This window comes from Azospirillum tabaci (assembly GCF_014596085.1).
Classification (GTDB): Bacteria; Pseudomonadota; Alphaproteobacteria; order Azospirillales; family Azospirillaceae; genus Azospirillum; species Azospirillum tabaci.
Genome location: NZ_JACCJY010000018.1, coordinates 1 through 15,868, shown reverse-complemented (window position 1 = coordinate 15,868; position 15,868 = coordinate 1). Strand labels below are relative to the sequence as shown.

Sequence of the window (15,868 nt, the reverse complement as noted above, 5' to 3'; positions counted from 1 at the left end):
CATCCCTCCTCAACGGGCCGGCGGCTGGCCGGCGGGCCGCGCCGCGCCGTTCGGCGACTGCGCGCCAGCCGGGGCCGGCTGAAGCTGGTTGAGCGGCAGATAGGGAACCACGCCCTGCGCGCCCTGCGCGTTGCCGTCGATGATGACCTTGTTCGCGCCGCGCAGAATCTCTTCCATGGTCTCCAGATACATGCGCTTGGCGGTCACGTCCTTGGCGGTCGAGTAGGCGTCGAAGACCTTGCGGAAACGATCGGCGTCACCCTGGGCCAGATTCACGACCTGCTCGCGGTAGGCGGAGGCTTCCTGGATCAGCCGTTCCGCGTCGCCTCGGGCGCGCGGGATCACGTCGTTCCGGTAGGCCTCGGCCTCGTTGCGGGCGCGTTCGCGGTCGGCGCGGGCGCGCTGCACGTCGTTGAAGGCGTCGATGACGGGCGACGGCGGGTCGGCCTTCTGGAGCTGCACCTGCGTCACCTCGATGCCCGCCTCATAGTCGTCCAGCATGGCCTGGAGGAGCTGGCGGGTGGAGGTTTCGATCTGCTGGCGGGCCTCGGTCAGGGCCGGCTGCAGGTCGGTGCGGCCGATGACCTCGCGCATCGCGCTTTCCGCCGCCTTCTTCACGGTGGCCTCGGGGTCGCGGATCTTGAACAGATACTCGCCCGCGTCCTTGATGACCCAGAAGACGGTGAAGTCGATGTCGATGATGTTCTCGTCGCCGGTCAGCATCAGCGACTCGTCGGGGACGTCACGGTCGCCGCGACGCCCGTCGCCGGCCGAGCGGTAGCCGACCTCGATGCGGTTGACGCGCGTCACCTTGGGCATCAGCACCGTTTCGATGGGCGACGGCAGGTGATAGCGCAGACCGGGCTGTTCGGTGCGCACCCACTGGCCGAAGCGCAGCACGACGCCCTGCTCGTCCGCCTCGACGCGGTAGATGCCGCTGGCCAGCCAGACCGCGGCCAGCAGGCCGACGACGAGCGCGATGCCCCGGCCGCTGCCGACGCCGCCCGGCATCACCCGCTTCAGGCGGTCCTGGCCGCGGCGCAGCAGATCCTCCAGGTCCGGCGGCTGCGGCCCTCCGCCGCCACCGCCACCGCCGCCACCGCCACCCGGCGGACGGCCCCACGGATTCTGACCGCCACCACCCGGCGGAGGACCCCAGGGGCCGCCACCGCCGCCCCCTCCCTGATTGCTCCACGGCATTCCGTTCGTTCCCCTTCGCGCTCTCTCAATTCTTGGGACGGAAATTCCGGAAAACAAATCGTTTCCGGACCGTCCGATCCCTTTACCATTATTGTCCGCCGGCCCTATAGTGCCCATCCCATTCGGGGAAGGATTTCACCGACGGATATCCGCCAATATCGGGAAGGAAGCGGAGTTTTCAACCATGGCGCAGGTCAGCGAAGCTCAAGTCCTTGAAGCTCTGAGGACGGTTGTCGATCCGGAACGGGGCAAGGACGTCGTCAGCCTCGGCATGCTCTCCGGACTTGTCGTGCGTGACGGGCACGTCGCCTTTTCGATCGAGGTGGACCCCAAGCGCGGCGCCCAGGCCGAGCCGGTGCGCCACGCCGCCGAGAAAGCGGTGGAGGCCCTGCCGGGCGTCCTGTCGGTCACCGCGGTCCTGACGGCGCACCGCCCCGCCGGCCAGGGCGCGGCCCCGCAGCAGGGCCACGGGCACGATCATGGGCACTCCCATGGCGGCCATGGCCACTCCCATGGTGGCCATTCCCATGGGCAGCCGGCGGAGCAGAAGCCGCTGGTGCCGGGCGTGAAGGCCATCGTCGCCGTCGCGTCGGGCAAGGGCGGCGTCGGCAAGTCCACCACGGCCAGCAACCTCGCCCTCGCCATGGCGGCGAACGGGTTGAAGGTCGGGCTTCTGGACGCCGACATCTACGGCCCGTCCATGCCGCGCATGCTGGGCATCTCCGGCCGGCCGACCAGCCGCGACGGCAAAATCCTGGAGCCGATGGAGAACTACGGCATCAAGGTGATGTCGATGGGCTTCCTGGTGGCCGAGGACACGCCGATGATCTGGCGCGGCCCGATGGTGATGAGCGCCCTGCAGCAGATGCTGCGCGACGTGAACTGGGGCACGCTCGACGTTCTGGTGGTGGACATGCCGCCGGGCACCGGCGACGCACAACTCACCATGGCACAGCAGGTGCCGCTGGCCGGGGCGATCATCGTCTCGACCCCGCAGGACATCGCCCTGCTGGACGCCCGCAAGGGGCTGAACATGTTCCGCCGCGTGGACGTGCCCGTCCTCGGCATCATCGAGAACATGAGCTACTTCTGCTGCCCGAACTGCGGCCACCGCACGGACATCTTCAGCCACGGCGGCGCCCGCAAGGAGGCTTCCGACCTGGGCATGGAGTTCCTGGGCGAGATCCCGCTGCACCTCGACATCCGCGAGACCTCCGACCAGGGCCAGCCCATCGTCGTGTCGCAGCCCGAGTCGGAACACGCGAAGGCGTACCGCGGAATTGCCAAGCGCGTGTGGGAGAAGATCGCCGGCGAGCAAGGCCCGGCGCGGGCGGCGCCGCGGATCGTGGTGTCGTAAGGCGGCGGGGTCGTTGCCCCCACCCTTCCCACGGCTTGCGCCGCGGGCCCCTTCCCTCCCCCGCTTCGCAGGAGAGGGGATTCGGTTCCCTCCCCTGCGAAGCGGGGGAGGGTTAGGGAGGGGGCAATGTTGTGCCGGGGGCAAGCGCCCCCCCATATTCCGTCCCTCGACACAGCGCGGACGGGCCCGATGCCGGATTTTGTGACGTTGGTGGTGCTGCTGGCCGCCGTGGTCCTAGCGGTGCCGGTGGCCAAGCGGATCGGCTTCGGCGGGCCGCTCGGCTATCTCGCGGCAGGGCTGGCCATTGGGCCGGGCGGGCTCGGGCTGGTGACGGACGTCGAGGCGATCCGGCACGTCTCGGAACTCGGCGTCATCATGCTGCTGTTCCTGATCGGATTGGAGCTGCGCCCCGCCCGCCTCTGGGTGATGCGACGTTCCGTCCTGGGGCTCGGTGGCGCCCAGGTCACGGTGACCGCCGTCGTGATCGCCGCCGCCGCCATCCTCCTGCTGGGGTTCACCCCCGCCGCCGCCGCGGTGACCGGATTCGGCCTCTCCCTGTCCTCCACCGCCATGGTGCTGCCGATGCTGGCGGAGCGGGAGCTGCTGACCACCAACGCCGGGCGCAGCGCCTTCTCGATCCTGCTCTTCCAGGACCTCGCCATCATCCCCGCGGTGGCGCTGCTGCCGCTGCTCGGCCACGGCGCGGGTGAGGTGCCGGACGCCGGAACGGCGTGGCTGGCCGTGCTGAAGGCCGGCGGGGCGATCGCGGTGATCCTGGCCGGCGGGCGCTACCTGCTGCGCCCCGTGCTGCGCATCGTGGACGGCGCCCGGACGCCGGAGATCTTCACCGCCACCGCCCTGCTGATCGTGCTGGGCACCGCCCTGTTCGCCGCCTGGGCGGGGCTGTCCATGTCGCTCGGCGCCTTCATGGCCGGGGTGCTGCTGTCCGATTCGGAGTACCGGCACGAGGTGCAGGCCGACATCGCGCCGTTCGAGGGGCTTCTGCTCGGCCTGTTCTTCGTGTCGGTGGGCATGGGGGCCGACGTGGCGGCTCTGATGGCCGAGCCGGTGCGCTACCTGTCGCTGGCGCTCGGGCTGATGGCTTTGAAGGCGGCGGCGCTGTTCGGGCTGGCCCGCCTGTCCGGCCTGCGTCCGGGCGGGTCGGTGCGGCTGTCCACCGTGCTGAGCCAGGGCGGCGAGTTCGGCTTCGTGCTGTTCGGGCTGGCCGTCGGCGTCGGGGCGATGACCGGGGGACAGGCGGCGACGGCGATGCTGGTGGTCACGCTGTCGATGATCGCCACCCCCTTCGTCTTCGCGGCGGAGGAGCGCTGGCTGGCGCCGCGCCTGATCGTGAAGCCCGTCCGCCCCTACGACACCATCGCGCCGGACGGGGAGCCGCCGGTGCTGATCTGCGGCTTCGGCCGGGTCGGGCAGATCGTCGGGCGCGTGCTGCGGCTGCGCGGCATCCCCTTCACGGCGCTGGAGCAGAGCGCCGAGCAGGTCGATGTCGTGCGGCGCTTCGGCAACAAGGTCTATTACGGCGACCCGACGCGGCTCGACCTGCTGCGCGCCGCCGGGGCGGACAAGGCCAAGGTGCTGGTGGTGGCGCTGGAGGACATGGAGCAGTCGCTGCGCGTGGTCGAGCTGGCGACGCGCCATTTTCCGCACCTCGTCATCCACGCCCGCGCCCGCAACCGCCGCCACGCCCATTTCCTGATGGACCGCGGGGTTACGCACTTCGTGCGCGAGACCTACGATTCCAGCCTGCGGCTGACCGGCGGCGTCCTGGAGTCGCTGGGCCTGCCGCCGGAGGAGACCCGCCACACGCTGGACACCTTCCGCGAGCATGACGAGCGCACGCTGGTCCGCCAGCACGCCGTGCATCACGACGAGAACCGCCTGATCCAGACCTCCCGCCAAGCCGCCGCCGAACTTCAGGCCCTCTTCGAGGCCGACCGCGAGGAACCGGAGGAGGAGCGGGACCGCAAGACCGTCTGACCGGGCGCGGTCCCGCTCCGACTCAGCCGATCAGCAGGCTGTCGTCGGTGATGTCCTCGCCGCCGCGCTGCTTGGCGAACAACGCCAGCAGATGCGGCACGTCCAGACCGGCGCGCTGCTCCCCCGACACGTCGAGCACGATCCGCCCCTCGTGCAGCATCACCGTGCGGTCGCCATAGTCCAGCGCCTGCCGCATGGAGTGGGTGACCATCAGCGTGGTCAGCCGGTTCTCCTCGACGATGCGGCGGGTCAGGCCCAGCACGAACTCCGCCGTTCCGGGGTCGAGCGCCGCCGTGTGCTCGTCGAGCAGCAGGATCTTCGACCCGGCGAGCGTCGCCATCAGCAGGCTGACCGCCTGCCTCTGGCCGCCGGACAGCAGGCCCATGCGGTCGTGCAGCCGATTCTCCAGCCCCAGCCCCAGCTCCGCGATGCGCTCGCGGAAATGCCGGCGGCGGTCGCCGCGCAGGGCGAAGCCCAGGCCGCGGCGCCGCCCGCGGGCGGCGGCCAGCGCCATGTTCTCCTCGATGGTGAGCGCGGTGCAGCTTCCGACCATCGGGTCCTGGAAGACGCGGGCGACCAGCGAGGCGCGCTTCGGCGTCGCCCAGCGGGTGACGTCCACGCCGTCGATGGCGATGCTGCCCGTCTCGGCGATCACGTCGCCGGCCAGCGCGCCCAGGAAGGTCGACTTGCCGGCGCCGTTGGAGCCGATGACCGTGACGAACTGCCCTTCCGGAATCGTCAGGTCGACGCCGCGCAGGGCGTGCTTCTCCAGCGGGGTGCCGCGCCCGAAGGTGACGTGGATGCCGTTGACCGTGATCATCGGACGGCCTCCCTCTTCTTCGACGCGGCTTTCAGCCGCATCCGCGGCAGGATCAGCGCCACCGCGACCAGGACGGCGGTGACGAGGTTGAGGTCGGAGGCCTGGAGCCCGATGGCGTCCGCCGACAGGGCCAGCTGGACCGCCAGACGGTAGAGGATGGAACCGACAACGCAGCCGACCAGCGCCCACAGCATCGCGCGGGCCGGCAGCACCGTCTCGCCGACGATCACCGCGGCCAGACCGACGACGATGGTGCCGATGCCGGTGGTCACGTCGGCGAAGCCGTTGGTCTGGGCGAACAGCGCGCCGGCCAGGGCGCACAGCCCGTTCGACAGGGCCATGCCGGCGTAGATGTGGAAGTCCGTCTCGACGCCCTGGGCGCGGGCCATCCGGGCGTTGACGCCGGTCGCCCGCATGGCGAGGCCGAACTCGCTGTTCAGGAAGCGGGCCAGCAGCAGAACGACCACGACGACGACGACCAGCACGACCAGCGGCCGCACCACATGGTCGGGCAGCCCCAGCCCGTAAAAGGGCGTCAGCACGGTGTCCTGCATCAGCAGCGCCACGTTCGGGCGGCCCATCACGCGCAGGTTCACCGAGAACAGCGCGATCATGGTCAGGATGCTGGCCAGCAGGTGCAGGATCTTGAAGCGGACGTTCAACGTCGCCGTCACCAGACCGGCCATCGACCCGGCCAGCGCCGCGACGAGGCTGGCGATCCACGGGTTGACCCCGGCGACCAGAAGCGTGGCGCAGACCGCCGCCCCCAGCGGGAAGCTGCCGTCCACCGTCAGGTCCGGGAAATCGAGCACCCGGAAGGACAGGTACACGCCAAGGGCGACCAGCGCGTACACCAGCCCGATCTCGACGGCCCCGAAGAAGGCGATTTCACTCATGATTGGTCCTTGGGGGTGTCGCGTCGGGCCCCCTCCCAAACCCTCCCCCGCTCCGCAGGGGAGGGCTTTCTCCTCCCCCTGCGGAGCGGGGGGAGGTTGGGAGGGGGGCCCTCCGCAACCACTCCCCCTCAACGAAACAACTTACTGCCCGACCACCTTGGTCGCGCGCTGGGTCACCGCCTCGGGGATGGTCACGCCCATCGCCGCCGCGGATTTCGGGTTCACGAACAGGTCGGTGCCCTTGGCGAAGGTCACCGGAACGTCGCCCGGCTTCTCGCCCTTCAGGATGCGGACCACGGCCTCGCCGGTCTGACGGCCGACCTGCCGGTAGTCGAAGCCGATGGACGCCACGGTGCCGCGCGCCACGCTGTCGGTGTCGGCGGAGAAGACCGGCAGCTTGGCCTGCTGGCCCACCGCCACGACGCTCTCCAGCGCCGAGACGACCGTGTTGTCCAGCGGCACGTAGACCGCGTCGGCCTTGCCGACGAGGCTGCGGGCGGCGGGCTGGGCGTCGGCGGACTTGGTGGCGGTCGCCTCGACCACGGTCAGCCCGGCCTTCTGCGCCTCGTCCTTCAACGCCTTGACCAGCGAGACGGAGTTCGGCTCACCAGGGTTGTAGAGGACGCCCAGACGCTTGACCGAGGGCACGATCTCGCGGATCAGCGCGACATGCTCGGTCACCGGAGCCATGTCCGACACGCCGGTCACGTTGGCGCCCGGCTTGTCCAGGCTGCGGACGAGCTGCGCGCCGACCGGGTCGGTCACCGCGGTGAAGACCACCGGAATGTCGCGGGTCGACGCCACGACCGCCTGGGCGGAGGGGGTGGAGATCGGAACGATCACGTCCGGACGGGCGCCGGCGAACTGGCGCGCGATCTGCGCGGCGGTCGCGGGGTTGCCCTGGGCGCTCTGATACTCGACCTTCAGGGTGTCACCCGGCGTGTAGCCCGCGGCCTTCAGCGCCTCGATCACGCCGTCGCGCGTGGCGTCGAGCGCCGGATGCTCGACGATGGCGGTGATGGCGACGGTCTTGGTCTGGGCGAAGGCGGCGGCGCTGGTCAGCGCGACGGCCGCCGTGGCGGCGGCGAAAAACAGGCGGGTGATCGTCATGGCTCCAGGCTCCCGGAGGGGGTTTGTGCATCCCGTAGACGCCCAGGGGCCAGTCCGTCAACTGCCGGAGCAGGAATCCGATGAGCGAAGACCCGCGCGACGCCCGACTCCAAGCCCGACTCCAAGCCCTCGAATCCGCCATCGCCGACATCGAAGCGGAGGCCCGCGCCGCCGCGCACGCGCTGTGCGCCCATGAACTTCAGATGCGGCTGGAGAACATCGCCCGCCGCGTGGAGGCCCTGCGTGTGGCGCAACCCCGGAGTGCGGGCGACGGAACGGCGTGACGATCGGTCGCTCCCTCCCCATATGAAGCCCTTCGGGGAGCGGAACGCAGGGGTAGGGTCATGTCGGCGGAAGACAGGTCGGTGAACGATGGGGCGGAAGACGGCGCGCGGTCGAAGACGACGGCGGCGCTGCGCGGGCTGATGGGGCAGTGCCCGGCCTGCGGACGCGGGCGCCTGCTCAGGAACTACCTGAAGCCGGTGGACCACTGCACCCATTGCGGCGAGGCGTTCGGCCATCTGCGCGCCGACGACGCCCCGCCCTGGATGACCATCCTGATCGTCGGCCACATCATCATCCCGGCAGTCCTGTCGGTCGAGCAGAGCTACGAGCCGGCGACCTGGGTGCATCTCACCATCTGGCCGTTGCTGACCCTGCTGCTGACCGGCCTGCTGCTGCCGCGCTGCAAAGGCGTGGTGCTGGGACTGCTGTGGAGCACCGGCGCGCCGGGGTCGGAGCGCGCCTGATCCCGCTCAGTCAAAGCTGGCTTAATCAAAGCTGGCTTAATCAAAGTTCAGGGTGAAGCTCGCCCGCCCCTGCCCGGCCTGGAAGCGCTGCCACATCACGCCGAAGGCGGCCTCCAGCGCGCGGGTGAAGCGCACGCCGTTCAGCGCCGGGGACGCCGCCAGCCGGTCCCGCAGGCCGCCGCGCAGGGCCGCCAGCCCCGCCGGGTCGGCCACCAGCGCCGCCGCCTTGGCGATGTAGTCCTCCGGCCCGTCGGCCACCAGAGCGGACAGCCCCGCCGAGGCGAGATGCGTCACCGAATGGCGGGCGCAGAAGCGGTCACCGCCCAGCGTCACCACCGGCACGCCCATCCACAGCGCTTCCAGCGTCGTCAGACCGCCCGAATAAGGGAACGGGTCGAGCGCCACATCGACCTCCCCGTAGCCGGCCAGGAACTCCCGGTGCGGCGCCCCGCCCCGCAGATCGACCCGCGCCGGGTCGAGCCCGGCCCGCTCGAACAGGGCCAGCGCGTGGGCGGCGGTGCCGGCGTCGTCCAGCCCCGGCGTGCGCAGCAGCAGGCGGGAGCCGGGGACGGCGTCCAGCACGCGCACCCATAGCGCCGCGACCTCCGCGTTCAGCTTGGGCAGCGCGTTGAAGGATCCGAAGGTGGCGTGACCGCGCGTCGCCAGCGGCAGCGGAGCCACGGCCGGCGCGTTCTCGGGCGGCGCCCAGGGGACGTAGGCGTCGGGCATGCGCACGACGCCCTCGATGCACCAGCCGTCCGATCCCGGCGGACTCTGCCGCGAGTCGGAAATCAGATAGTCCATGGCCGGCAGGCCGGTGGTGCCGACATAACCCGCCCAGGTCGCCTGGACCGGCGCCACCCGGCGCGCGAAGACCGGCAGGCGGTTGCCGAAGGTGTGGCCGGCCAGATCGACCAGGATGTGGATGCCGTCCGCCTGGATGCGCTGGGCCAGAGCCTCGTCGTCCATCCCCGTGGTCCAGACCCAGTGGTCGGCGTGGGCCATCAGCCGCTCTGTCTTCCAGTCCGGGTTGGCGGTGTTGGCGTAGCAGACGATCTCGAACGCCGTCCGGTCGTGGTTCGCCAGCACCGGCTCCAGGAAGAAGCCCACGGGATGGGCGCGGAAGTCCGGCGAGACATAGCCGATGCGGATCTTCGGCGCCGGAGCGGCCACCGCGGGTGCCGGTCGGTCGGGGTAGCGGGCGCCCCAGTCCGCGTGGGCCTGGGCGATGGCCGGCATGGTCAGCCCCGGCACGAACTGCATCAGGTAGAGGCGCGAGGCGTGCAGCGAATCGATGGTGCCGTGCTGCGCCACCACGGCTTCGATTTCCGCCAGGGCCTCCTCCGCCTGCCCCTGCATGGCGAGCACGCGGGTGGCGCGGTTCGCCCGCACCTCCGCCCGGCCCGGCGCGAGGGCGAACGCCGCCCGATAGGCGTCGTCGGCCTCGCCCAGCCGGTTCATCTCGGCCAGCGCGTTGCCGAGGTTGTAGGGGTGCGCCCAGTTGGCCGGATCGAGCCGCCCGGCGCGCCCGTAGAGCGTCACCGCCTCCGCCCGCCGGGCCTGGGCGCGCAACAGCACGCCCAGATTTGCGACGGCGGCCAGCGTCTTCGGGTTCAGCGCGATGGCGCGGCGGAAGAAGGCCTCCGCGCGGGCGGAATCGCCGGCCCGGCGCACCGCCTCCGCCATGGTGAGCAGCCCGTCCATCGCCATCTCCAGCGACGGGTCGAGGTTCAGCGCCCCGGCATAGGCGTTGGCCGCTCCGGCGACGTCGCCCAGACTTTCCATCACCAGCCCGTAATTGGCCCACCAGACGGGGACGGAGGGATAGGCGGCGATGGCCCGCCCAATCAGGTCCAAGGCTTCGTCGAACCGCCCGGCCTGCGCCGCGACGAGGCCTTGGCGGTGAAGTCCATCGGCCTCGTGCGGAGTCATCGGGGGCGGCGTCATGACGGTGATCCTTCGGAGATTGAAGCGGGCGTTACTCGGCGCGGCCGAGCTGGTCCATCAGCTCCCGCCACTCGCGCTTGGACAGGCCGCTGGCCTCCTGGGTCACCGCTTCGCCGGAGAGCAGGCGCTTCACGACCTCCAGGCCGGTCTTCGACATGTGGGTGCCGCCCAGCCGGTACTCGCTGAAGGCGTCGAACACGGCGGGGACCCAGCGCTTCACCACGTCCAGCATGGCCTCCGCGTAGACGCGGATCTCGTACTGGGCGTGCGGGTCGGCGCGCAGGCTGAGGAAGTGCAGAAGGTTGTGGAGATCGACCTTCCAATACCACTGCGTGTAGTAGTTCAGCGTCAGGTTCATGCGCGCCAGTTCGCGCGCCAGACCCTGGCGCCCTTCCTCGATGGTGGTGCCGTCCTCGCGCTGGTTCAGCATCTCCTCGTAATGGGCGTAGACCGTCTCCGAATCGTCGCGCAGCAGCTTCATCACCGCCGCCGCCTCGTCGCCCTGAAGAACGTCGCCGCGGCCCTGCCGGTTGACGACGGCCTGGGCGCCCAGATTCTCGGGCGTCGGGATGTAGAACTCGCGGTCGAGGATGGAATAGCGTGCGGAGTATTCGTTGACGTTCGCCGTGCGGTGGCGAATCCACTGGCGGGCCACGAAGATCGGCAGCTTGACGTGGAACTTGATCTCGCACATCTCGAACGGGGTCGAGTGGCGGTGGCGCATCAGATACTTGATGAGGCCGGCGTCCTCGGTGACCTTCTTCGTGCCCTTGCCGTAGGACACGCGCGCCGCCTGGACGACGGCCGAATCGTCGCCCATGTAGTCGACGACGCGCACGAAGCCGTGGTCCAGGACCTCGATCGGCTCGTAGAGGATCTCCTCCAGGGCCGGAACGGTGGCGCGGCGGGTGGTGGCGGTGACGGCGCGCAGGCGGTCGATCTCGGCGCGCTGCTCGGGCGTGATCGGCATGGGTACTCCGGGGACTGAAATTCGGGCGGCACTCTACGTCCGCGAACCGGGACAGTCACCCCCTTCGCACGGGCCTCCGGTCAGAATCCGCGGCACCCCCTTTCCATATCCGGACGAAGGGCCTATATTGGGTCCGTCGGCAGCAGCCGACTATGGCGATAAACGCCTTGCGGAATAAGCGTTGTGGACCCGGGGGCGGTACCCGGCGCCTCCACCAAACAAACCACCGGTCTCTCGGGCGTTGCCGTTGGGAGCGGGTTCGTTGGGGGCGAAATAGGATCGACACGCGTGGTAAAGGCATGGTCTTCGCTCGGCATGGTTCCGCCGTTATCGGGCCATTGCAATAGTTGCCAACGACAACGTTGCTCCGGTCGCCGTTGCCGCCTAACAGCGGTAACTGACCGAAATCAATCCCCGATGGGTAGCACCTGAGGGTGGGGCCGTGGGCCGCCTAGCAACAGAAGGCCCACACTTACCCGTCTGGCGTTAAGGACCCGCCCAAGAATGCCGAGAGAGCAGTTGCGTTATGACCGCATGGTCGAGGCCGCCCTGCGCGGTGTCGTCCGTGACGCGCTCCGCCAGGTGACGGACCGCGGGCTCCCCGGCGATCATCACTTCTATCTGACCTTCCGGACGGGTTACCCGGGCGTCGACATCCCCGAATATCTGTCGTCCCAGTATCCCAACGAAATGACCATCGTCATCCAGTACCAGTTCTATGGGCTGGAGGCGCTCGACGATCATTTCGAGGTGACGCTGAGCTTCAACAACGTGCATGAGCGGCTGGTCATCCCCTACGCCGCCATCACCACCTTCGCCGATCCGTCGGAGAATTTCGCCCTCCAGTTCCAGCCCGTCGAACCCGCCGAATCGGCGGAGATCGCCACCATCCCCGCGCGCGAGACGCCGGAGAAGAAGGCAGCGGACGGCCGGGACGGGGCGAAGCCGTCCATCGCGAAGCTCGCCAAGTCCGACGCGGCCAAGGCTGACGCCGGCAAGCCCGACTCGGACCGCTCCGGCGAGGAGCCGAAGCGCGGCGAAGTCGTGGCGCTCGACGCTTTCCGCAAAAAATAGGCTTTTCACCATGGCCACGGTCAGCGAACTCGTCCGTTTCCTGTGCGAGTCGCTGACACCCTTGGGGGCCATCACCGCCCGCCGCATGTTCGGCGGTTACGCGGTCTATTGCGACGGCGTCGTCTTCGCGCTGGTCGCCCGCAACGTCCTGTATTTCAAGACCGACGACGGCAACCGCGCGGACTACGAGGCGCTGGGCCTGCGCCCCTTCAAGCCCTTCGACGACAAGCCGACGGTCCTGCCCTATTTCCCGCCGCCCGACTCGGCGTTGGACGACCCGGACGAGCTTCTGCTCTGGGCCCGCCCGGCCCTGGCGGCGGCGATCCGCACCGCCGCCGTCAAGAAGCCGCCCCGCAGGAAGACCACCCTTAAAAAGGCCGAGACCTGAGCCGTCAGATGTTCTCCGCCATATGGGCGGAGGCTGTGTCCACCGGAGCGTTTCCGGTACGCTGGCGAATCTGACGGGCGAAGCGCGCGGGACTCGGCAGATGGCTGAGCAGGCGCCCGGCGCGGCCCATGGCGGACATCGCCTTGCCCATGCTCATCACGTCGTCCAGCCGGCGGTCCACGAAGGCCCAGGTTTCCGCATGGCCCTCCGACCGGTCGTCCAGCCAGTAGAAGGTCGCGGAGCTGAGCACCGCGGCCAGCGTGGCGCGCTTGGTGTAGTGGTTGAAGTCGGTGGCCGTGTCGCCCGCCGCAAACCACATGGCGTCCACCGTGCGGTAGAGCATGCTCAGCCCCATGGCGATGTTTTGCGGCATGGCGAGGTAGGCGAGCAGCCGTCGCTTGGCCTCCATGTGCGGTTCCAGCACCTCGAAATGGGTGCGGATGGCCAGGGCGATCTTCTCGCGCACCTTCATCTCGTCGAGCGGGTGCTTGTCCAGCTCGGCCAGCATGCGGCGGTCGGTCCAGGCGCCGAAATGCTCGACCAGCTCCGGCACCCCGCCGGGGAAGGCGCGGTGCATGGTCGCCGTGTCGTAGCCGGCCATCTGCGCGCCGTCGCGCAGCGCCTGGAGGCTCCAGCCGTCGAAGACGATGTTGGGAAGCGTGGACAGCAGGATGTCGTCCCGCACCGCGTCCATGTCCAGCGCTGCATCCATGTCAGTCTCTCCCCTCCTGCTGTTCCAGCGCCTCGGTCACGTGATGCGCCTCGTCGGTGAAGGCCAGATAGCGCAGATCGGTCATCCGGTCGATGTAAAGCACGCCGTCCAGGTGATCGCACTCGTGCTGGATGACGCGTGCGTGGAATCCCGCCGCTTCGCGCTCGATGGGTTCGCCGTCCAGCCCGACTCCGCGGTAGCGGATGCGCGCGAATCGCGGAACGACGCCGCGCAGTTCGGGAATCGACAGGCAGCCCTCCATCCCGTGCTCCATCTCGCCATCCAGCGGCTCGATCACCGGGTTGATGAGGACGGTCGGCTCCACCGACTCGCCGCCGGAGCGCAGGGCGGGAACGCGGAACACGATCATGCGCAGCGATTCATGCACTTGCGGCGCCGCCAGCCCGACTCCGGGCGCGTCCAGCATGGTGTCGATCATGTCGGAGGCCAGCCGCCGGATCTCCGGGGCCGTCGGGTCGGGCACGGGGTCTGCGACCTTGCGCAGCACCGGGTGTCCCATGCGGGCGATCTTCAACAGGGCCATGCCCTATTATCTGGGCGCAATGGGCCGCCGGGCAACCGTTTTGCCCACGCATTGTCCCCTAGAGACACGCAGGATCGGAAGACTCCGCTTCACAGGCGGCCCCGTCCGTGCTACATAAAGGTCCACACAAGGGGTGCGCCCGAAAGCGCATGCCTGTCGCATGCCTGTTTGTTGCTTCATGGCAACTCGGCTCACTTGATAAAGGTGACGGTTAACGTGCAAGTTCTGGTCCGAGACAACAACGTCGATCAGGCCCTCCGCGCGCTGAAGAAGAAGATGCAGCGCGAGGGCATTTTCCGGGAAATGAAGCTGCGCCGGAACTACGAGAAGCCCTCGGAGAAGCGCGCGCGTGAGAAGGCTGAGGCGGTGCGTCGCACCCGCAAGCTGCTCCGCAAGCGCATGGAGCGCGAGGGCTATTAATCCTCAGGCGCGTTTCGCGCCGGATTGACAGGCGCGCTCCGGCGCGCCGGGCATCCATGCGCGTTCGCGCGCTTGCCCCTCTTGTGTCTTGCACCTGCCGCCCCGCGCCTGCGCGTGGGCGGTTTTGGTGCATCTGCGGTCCGCTTCGCCGCACAAGAACGTCTGCCAAGAAAATACATGGGGAGGGTCGCCAATGAGCGCATCCAAGGACACTCCGCGCGTCTCCGTGCCGGCGCTGCGCGCGCGCAAGGGCGGGGAGCCGATCGTCTGCCTGACCGCCTACACGACTCCGGTCGCCCGCCTGCTCGACCCGCATGTCGACCTGCTTCTGGTCGGCGACTCGCTGGGCATGGTGGTCTACGGGTTCGACAGCACGCTTCCGGTCACGCTCGACATGATGATCGCCCACGGCGCCGCCGTGGTGCGCGGCTCGCGCCACGCCTGCGTGGTGGTGGACCTGCCCTTCGGCAGCTATCAGGAGAGCCCCCAGGTGGCCTTCCGCAACGCCGCCCGCGTCATGGCGGAGAGCGGCGCCCAGGCGGTGAAGGTGGAAGGCGGGCTGGAGATGGCCGAGACGGTGGCCTATCTGACCAGCCGCGGCGTGCCGGTGATGGGCCATGTCGGGCTGCTGCCGCAGTCGGTCAACGCGCTCGGCGGCTACAAGGCGGTGGGCCGCGATCCGGAAGCGGCGGAGCGCATCCGCGCCGATGCCCGCGCCATCGCCGAGGCCGGCGCCTTCTCCCTGGTCATCGAGGGCACGATGGAGTCGCTGGCCCGCCAGATCACCGAGGATGTGGCCATCCCGACCATCGGCATCGGCGCCTCCCCCGCCTGCGACGGGCAGGTCCTGGTGTCCGACGACATGTTCGGCCTGTTCGGCGAGTTCCAGCCCAAGTTCGTCAAGCGCTACGCCCAGCTCGGCACCGCCATCGGCGAGGCCGCAGCGACCTACGCCTCCGAGGTGAAGGCCCGCAGCTTTCCCGGCCTGGAGCATTGCTTCGGCATCAAGAAGGCGTAGGGCACCCTTCCCTCTCCAAAAGAAAAAAGCCGTGCGGCTCCGCACGGCTTTTTTTCTTGTTCCGGAGGGCGTCAGGCGCCGTCCACCACGATCATGCGGAAGTCGGCGGCGTCCTTCCGGGCCTCGCGCGCCTCGCGGTATTCGGGGCTGTCGTAGAAGGCCTTGGCGGTGGCGTAGTCCGGGAATTCCAGGATGACCACACGGTTGGGCTGCCAGCCGCCTTCCAGTTCCTCCGCCTGTCCGCCGCGGGCGATGAAGCGTCCGCCATTCCTGGCGACCGCGTTCGGGGTCAGCTTCTTGTAGTTCTCGTAGGCCGCGGGATTTGTCACGTTCACGTCGGCGATGATGTAGGCGGGCATGGCATCCTCTCTCCGTTTCTTGTGAGGGCAAAAAAGAACCCCCGGAGCGAACCGGCCCCGGGGGTTCATCCTAACCCACAGCCGTGACGGCGCGGGGCATACGGCCGGCGCATGAACATTTCCATGATCGGCCGGCCGTATGCCCCTTTCGCACATGGCTGCGCCATGTGCTGTCGGGTTTGAACCGAAGGCGTTTGATGGAAGCCATCAAACGCCTTCGGTATCACTCCATCGACTTCACGACCTCTTCGGTGACCTTCTTGGCGTCGCCGAACAGCATCATGGTGTTGGGGCGGAAGAACAGCT

General features: G+C 69.1%; 18 protein-coding genes and 1 other RNA gene. 9 read left to right on the top strand and 10 right to left on the bottom strand.

From position 1 onward, the window contains the following. Positions 1–9: 9 nt before the first annotated feature. Positions 10–1,200: an FtsH protease activity modulator HflK gene (gene hflK, locus H0B54_RS16705; RefSeq protein ID WP_188261263.1), complete on the bottom strand. Its 1,191-nt coding sequence runs from the start codon at positions 1,198–1,200 to the stop codon at positions 10–12. Positions 1,201–1,384: 184 nt separating this feature from the next. On the opposite strand from hflK, the gene apbC reads away from it, so the two are divergent. Both apbC and H0B54_RS16695 read left to right on the top strand, forming a co-directional pair. Next, a complete protein-coding gene (gene apbC / locus H0B54_RS16700) occupies positions 1,385–2,557 on the top strand; it encodes an iron-sulfur cluster carrier protein ApbC (RefSeq protein ID WP_188261262.1) in 1,173 nt (390 codons plus the stop codon). A 189-nt stretch (positions 2,558–2,746) separates the two neighbouring features. Next, positions 2,747–4,555 carry a monovalent cation:proton antiporter-2 (CPA2) family protein gene (locus H0B54_RS16695; protein WP_188261261.1) on the top strand — a complete coding sequence of 603 codons (1,809 nt, stop codon included), beginning with the start codon at positions 2,747–2,749 and terminating at the stop codon, positions 4,553–4,555. 22 nt (positions 4,556–4,577) lie between these two features. Here H0B54_RS16695 and H0B54_RS16690 read toward each other — a convergent pair whose 3' ends face one another. The 3 genes from H0B54_RS16690 to H0B54_RS16680 all read right to left on the bottom strand — a co-directional run bounded on the left by H0B54_RS16690 (position 4,578) and on the right by H0B54_RS16680 (position 7,381). Continuing rightward, positions 4,578–5,375, bottom strand: a complete 798-nt coding sequence (locus H0B54_RS16690) for an ABC transporter ATP-binding protein (RefSeq protein ID WP_094304404.1) — start codon at positions 5,373–5,375, stop codon at positions 4,578–4,580. Continuing rightward, complete coding sequence (locus H0B54_RS16685; protein WP_188261260.1) at positions 5,372–6,271, bottom strand: ABC transporter permease; 900 nt, start codon at positions 6,269–6,271, stop codon at positions 5,372–5,374. The genes H0B54_RS16690 and H0B54_RS16685 overlap by 4 nt, the downstream gene beginning before the upstream one ends. Before the next feature lie 141 nt (positions 6,272–6,412). Next, positions 6,413–7,381 carry an ABC transporter substrate-binding protein gene (locus H0B54_RS16680; protein ID WP_188261259.1) on the bottom strand — a complete coding sequence of 323 codons (969 nt, stop codon included), beginning with the start codon at positions 7,379–7,381 and terminating at the stop codon, positions 6,413–6,415. Between the two features lie 80 nt (positions 7,382–7,461). Between H0B54_RS16680 and H0B54_RS16675 the strand changes: the two genes are divergently transcribed. After that, a complete protein-coding gene (locus H0B54_RS16675) occupies positions 7,462–7,665 on the top strand; it encodes a hypothetical protein (protein ID WP_188261258.1) in 204 nt (67 codons plus the stop codon). Between the two features lie 60 nt (positions 7,666–7,725). Continuing rightward, a complete protein-coding gene (locus tag H0B54_RS16670; RefSeq protein WP_188261257.1) occupies positions 7,726–8,130 on the top strand; it encodes a DUF983 domain-containing protein in 405 nt (134 codons plus the stop codon). A 36-nt stretch (positions 8,131–8,166) separates the two neighbouring features. On the opposite strand, the gene H0B54_RS16665 is transcribed toward H0B54_RS16670, so the two are convergent. After that, positions 8,167–10,077 carry an O-linked N-acetylglucosamine transferase, SPINDLY family protein gene (locus tag H0B54_RS16665; RefSeq protein ID WP_188261256.1) on the bottom strand — a complete coding sequence of 637 codons (1,911 nt, stop codon included), beginning with the start codon at positions 10,075–10,077 and terminating at the stop codon, positions 8,167–8,169. A gap of 31 nt (positions 10,078–10,108) precedes the next feature. Then, positions 10,109–11,047, bottom strand: a complete 939-nt coding sequence (gene thyX / locus H0B54_RS16660; RefSeq protein WP_038528629.1) for an FAD-dependent thymidylate synthase — start codon at positions 11,045–11,047, stop codon at positions 10,109–10,111. 96 nt (positions 11,048–11,143) lie between these two features. Between thyX and ssrA the strand changes: the two genes are divergently transcribed. From ssrA to H0B54_RS16645, 3 genes are all read left to right on the top strand, one after another. Continuing rightward, positions 11,144–11,520, top strand: a transfer-messenger RNA (tmRNA) gene (gene ssrA, locus H0B54_RS16655). Positions 11,521–11,551: 31 nt separating this feature from the next. Continuing rightward, positions 11,552–12,121, top strand: coding sequence for an SspB family protein (locus tag H0B54_RS16650; RefSeq protein WP_094304416.1), 570 nt, complete (start codon positions 11,552–11,554; stop codon positions 12,119–12,121). A gap of 10 nt (positions 12,122–12,131) precedes the next feature. Then, on the top strand, positions 12,132–12,509 hold the full coding sequence (locus H0B54_RS16645; protein WP_094304418.1) for a TfoX/Sxy family protein: 378 nt from the start codon (positions 12,132–12,134) through the stop codon (positions 12,507–12,509). 4 nt (positions 12,510–12,513) lie between these two features. Here the strand turns inward: H0B54_RS16645 and H0B54_RS16640 are convergent, their stop codons facing one another. After that, positions 12,514–13,221, bottom strand: a complete 708-nt coding sequence (locus H0B54_RS16640; protein WP_094304419.1) for a COQ9 family protein — start codon at positions 13,219–13,221, stop codon at positions 12,514–12,516. A gap of 1 nt (position 13,222) precedes the next feature. Then, the gene (def, locus tag H0B54_RS16635; protein ID WP_094304421.1) at positions 13,223–13,765 is read right to left on the bottom strand and encodes a peptide deformylase; all 543 of its coding nucleotides are present in this window, start codon (positions 13,763–13,765) and stop codon (positions 13,223–13,225) included. A gap of 216 nt (positions 13,766–13,981) precedes the next feature. Between def and rpsU the strand changes: the two genes are divergently transcribed. Together rpsU and panB are read left to right on the top strand one after the other, a co-directional pair. Further along, positions 13,982–14,185 carry a 30S ribosomal protein S21 gene (gene rpsU, locus H0B54_RS29855; RefSeq protein ID WP_012974546.1) on the top strand — a complete coding sequence of 68 codons (204 nt, stop codon included), beginning with the start codon at positions 13,982–13,984 and terminating at the stop codon, positions 14,183–14,185. A gap of 193 nt (positions 14,186–14,378) precedes the next feature. Then, entirely contained in the window at positions 14,379–15,203 is an 825-nt protein-coding gene (panB, locus tag H0B54_RS16625; protein ID WP_188261255.1) for a 3-methyl-2-oxobutanoate hydroxymethyltransferase, read from the top strand. A 71-nt stretch (positions 15,204–15,274) separates the two neighbouring features. On the opposite strand, the gene H0B54_RS16620 is transcribed toward panB, so the two are convergent. Beyond that, positions 15,275–15,562, bottom strand: coding sequence for a DUF1330 domain-containing protein (locus H0B54_RS16620; RefSeq protein ID WP_188261254.1), 288 nt, complete (start codon positions 15,560–15,562; stop codon positions 15,275–15,277). A 223-nt stretch (positions 15,563–15,785) separates the two neighbouring features. Then, a partial coding sequence (locus H0B54_RS16615) for an NAD(P)(+) transhydrogenase (Re/Si-specific) subunit beta (protein WP_188261357.1) occupies positions 15,786–15,868 on the bottom strand: 83 nt, incomplete at its 5' end.

Coding starts and splice junctions, on each gene's coding strand:
- H0B54_RS16645 (WP_094304418.1), top strand. CDS start 12,132: ATGGCCACGGTCAGCGAACTCGTCCGTTTCCTGTGCGAGTCGCTGACA.
- H0B54_RS16675 (WP_188261258.1), top strand. CDS start 7,462: ATGAGCGAAGACCCGCGCGACGCCCGACTCCAAGCCCGACTCCAAGCC.
- H0B54_RS16620 (WP_188261254.1), bottom strand. CDS start 15,562: ATGCCCGCCTACATCATCGCCGACGTGAACGTGACAAATCCCGCGGCC.
- def (WP_094304421.1), bottom strand. CDS start 13,765: ATGGCCCTGTTGAAGATCGCCCGCATGGGACACCCGGTGCTGCGCAAG.
- hflK (WP_188261263.1), bottom strand. CDS start 1,200: ATGCCGTGGAGCAATCAGGGAGGGGGCGGCGGTGGCGGCCCCTGGGGT.
- apbC (WP_188261262.1), top strand. CDS start 1,385: ATGGCGCAGGTCAGCGAAGCTCAAGTCCTTGAAGCTCTGAGGACGGTT.
- thyX (WP_038528629.1), bottom strand. CDS start 11,047: ATGCCGATCACGCCCGAGCAGCGCGCCGAGATCGACCGCCTGCGCGCC.
- panB (WP_188261255.1), top strand. CDS start 14,379: ATGAGCGCATCCAAGGACACTCCGCGCGTCTCCGTGCCGGCGCTGCGC.
- H0B54_RS16695 (WP_188261261.1), top strand. CDS start 2,747: ATGCCGGATTTTGTGACGTTGGTGGTGCTGCTGGCCGCCGTGGTCCTA.
- H0B54_RS16680 (WP_188261259.1), bottom strand. CDS start 7,381: ATGACGATCACCCGCCTGTTTTTCGCCGCCGCCACGGCGGCCGTCGCG.
- H0B54_RS16640 (WP_094304419.1), bottom strand. CDS start 13,221: ATGGATGCAGCGCTGGACATGGACGCGGTGCGGGACGACATCCTGCTG.
- H0B54_RS16670 (WP_188261257.1), top strand. CDS start 7,726: ATGTCGGCGGAAGACAGGTCGGTGAACGATGGGGCGGAAGACGGCGCG.
- H0B54_RS16665 (WP_188261256.1), bottom strand. CDS start 10,077: ATGACGCCGCCCCCGATGACTCCGCACGAGGCCGATGGACTTCACCGC.
- H0B54_RS16690 (WP_094304404.1), bottom strand. CDS start 5,375: ATGATCACGGTCAACGGCATCCACGTCACCTTCGGGCGCGGCACCCCG.
- H0B54_RS16685 (WP_188261260.1), bottom strand. CDS start 6,271: ATGAGTGAAATCGCCTTCTTCGGGGCCGTCGAGATCGGGCTGGTGTAC.
- H0B54_RS16650 (WP_094304416.1), top strand. CDS start 11,552: ATGCCGAGAGAGCAGTTGCGTTATGACCGCATGGTCGAGGCCGCCCTG.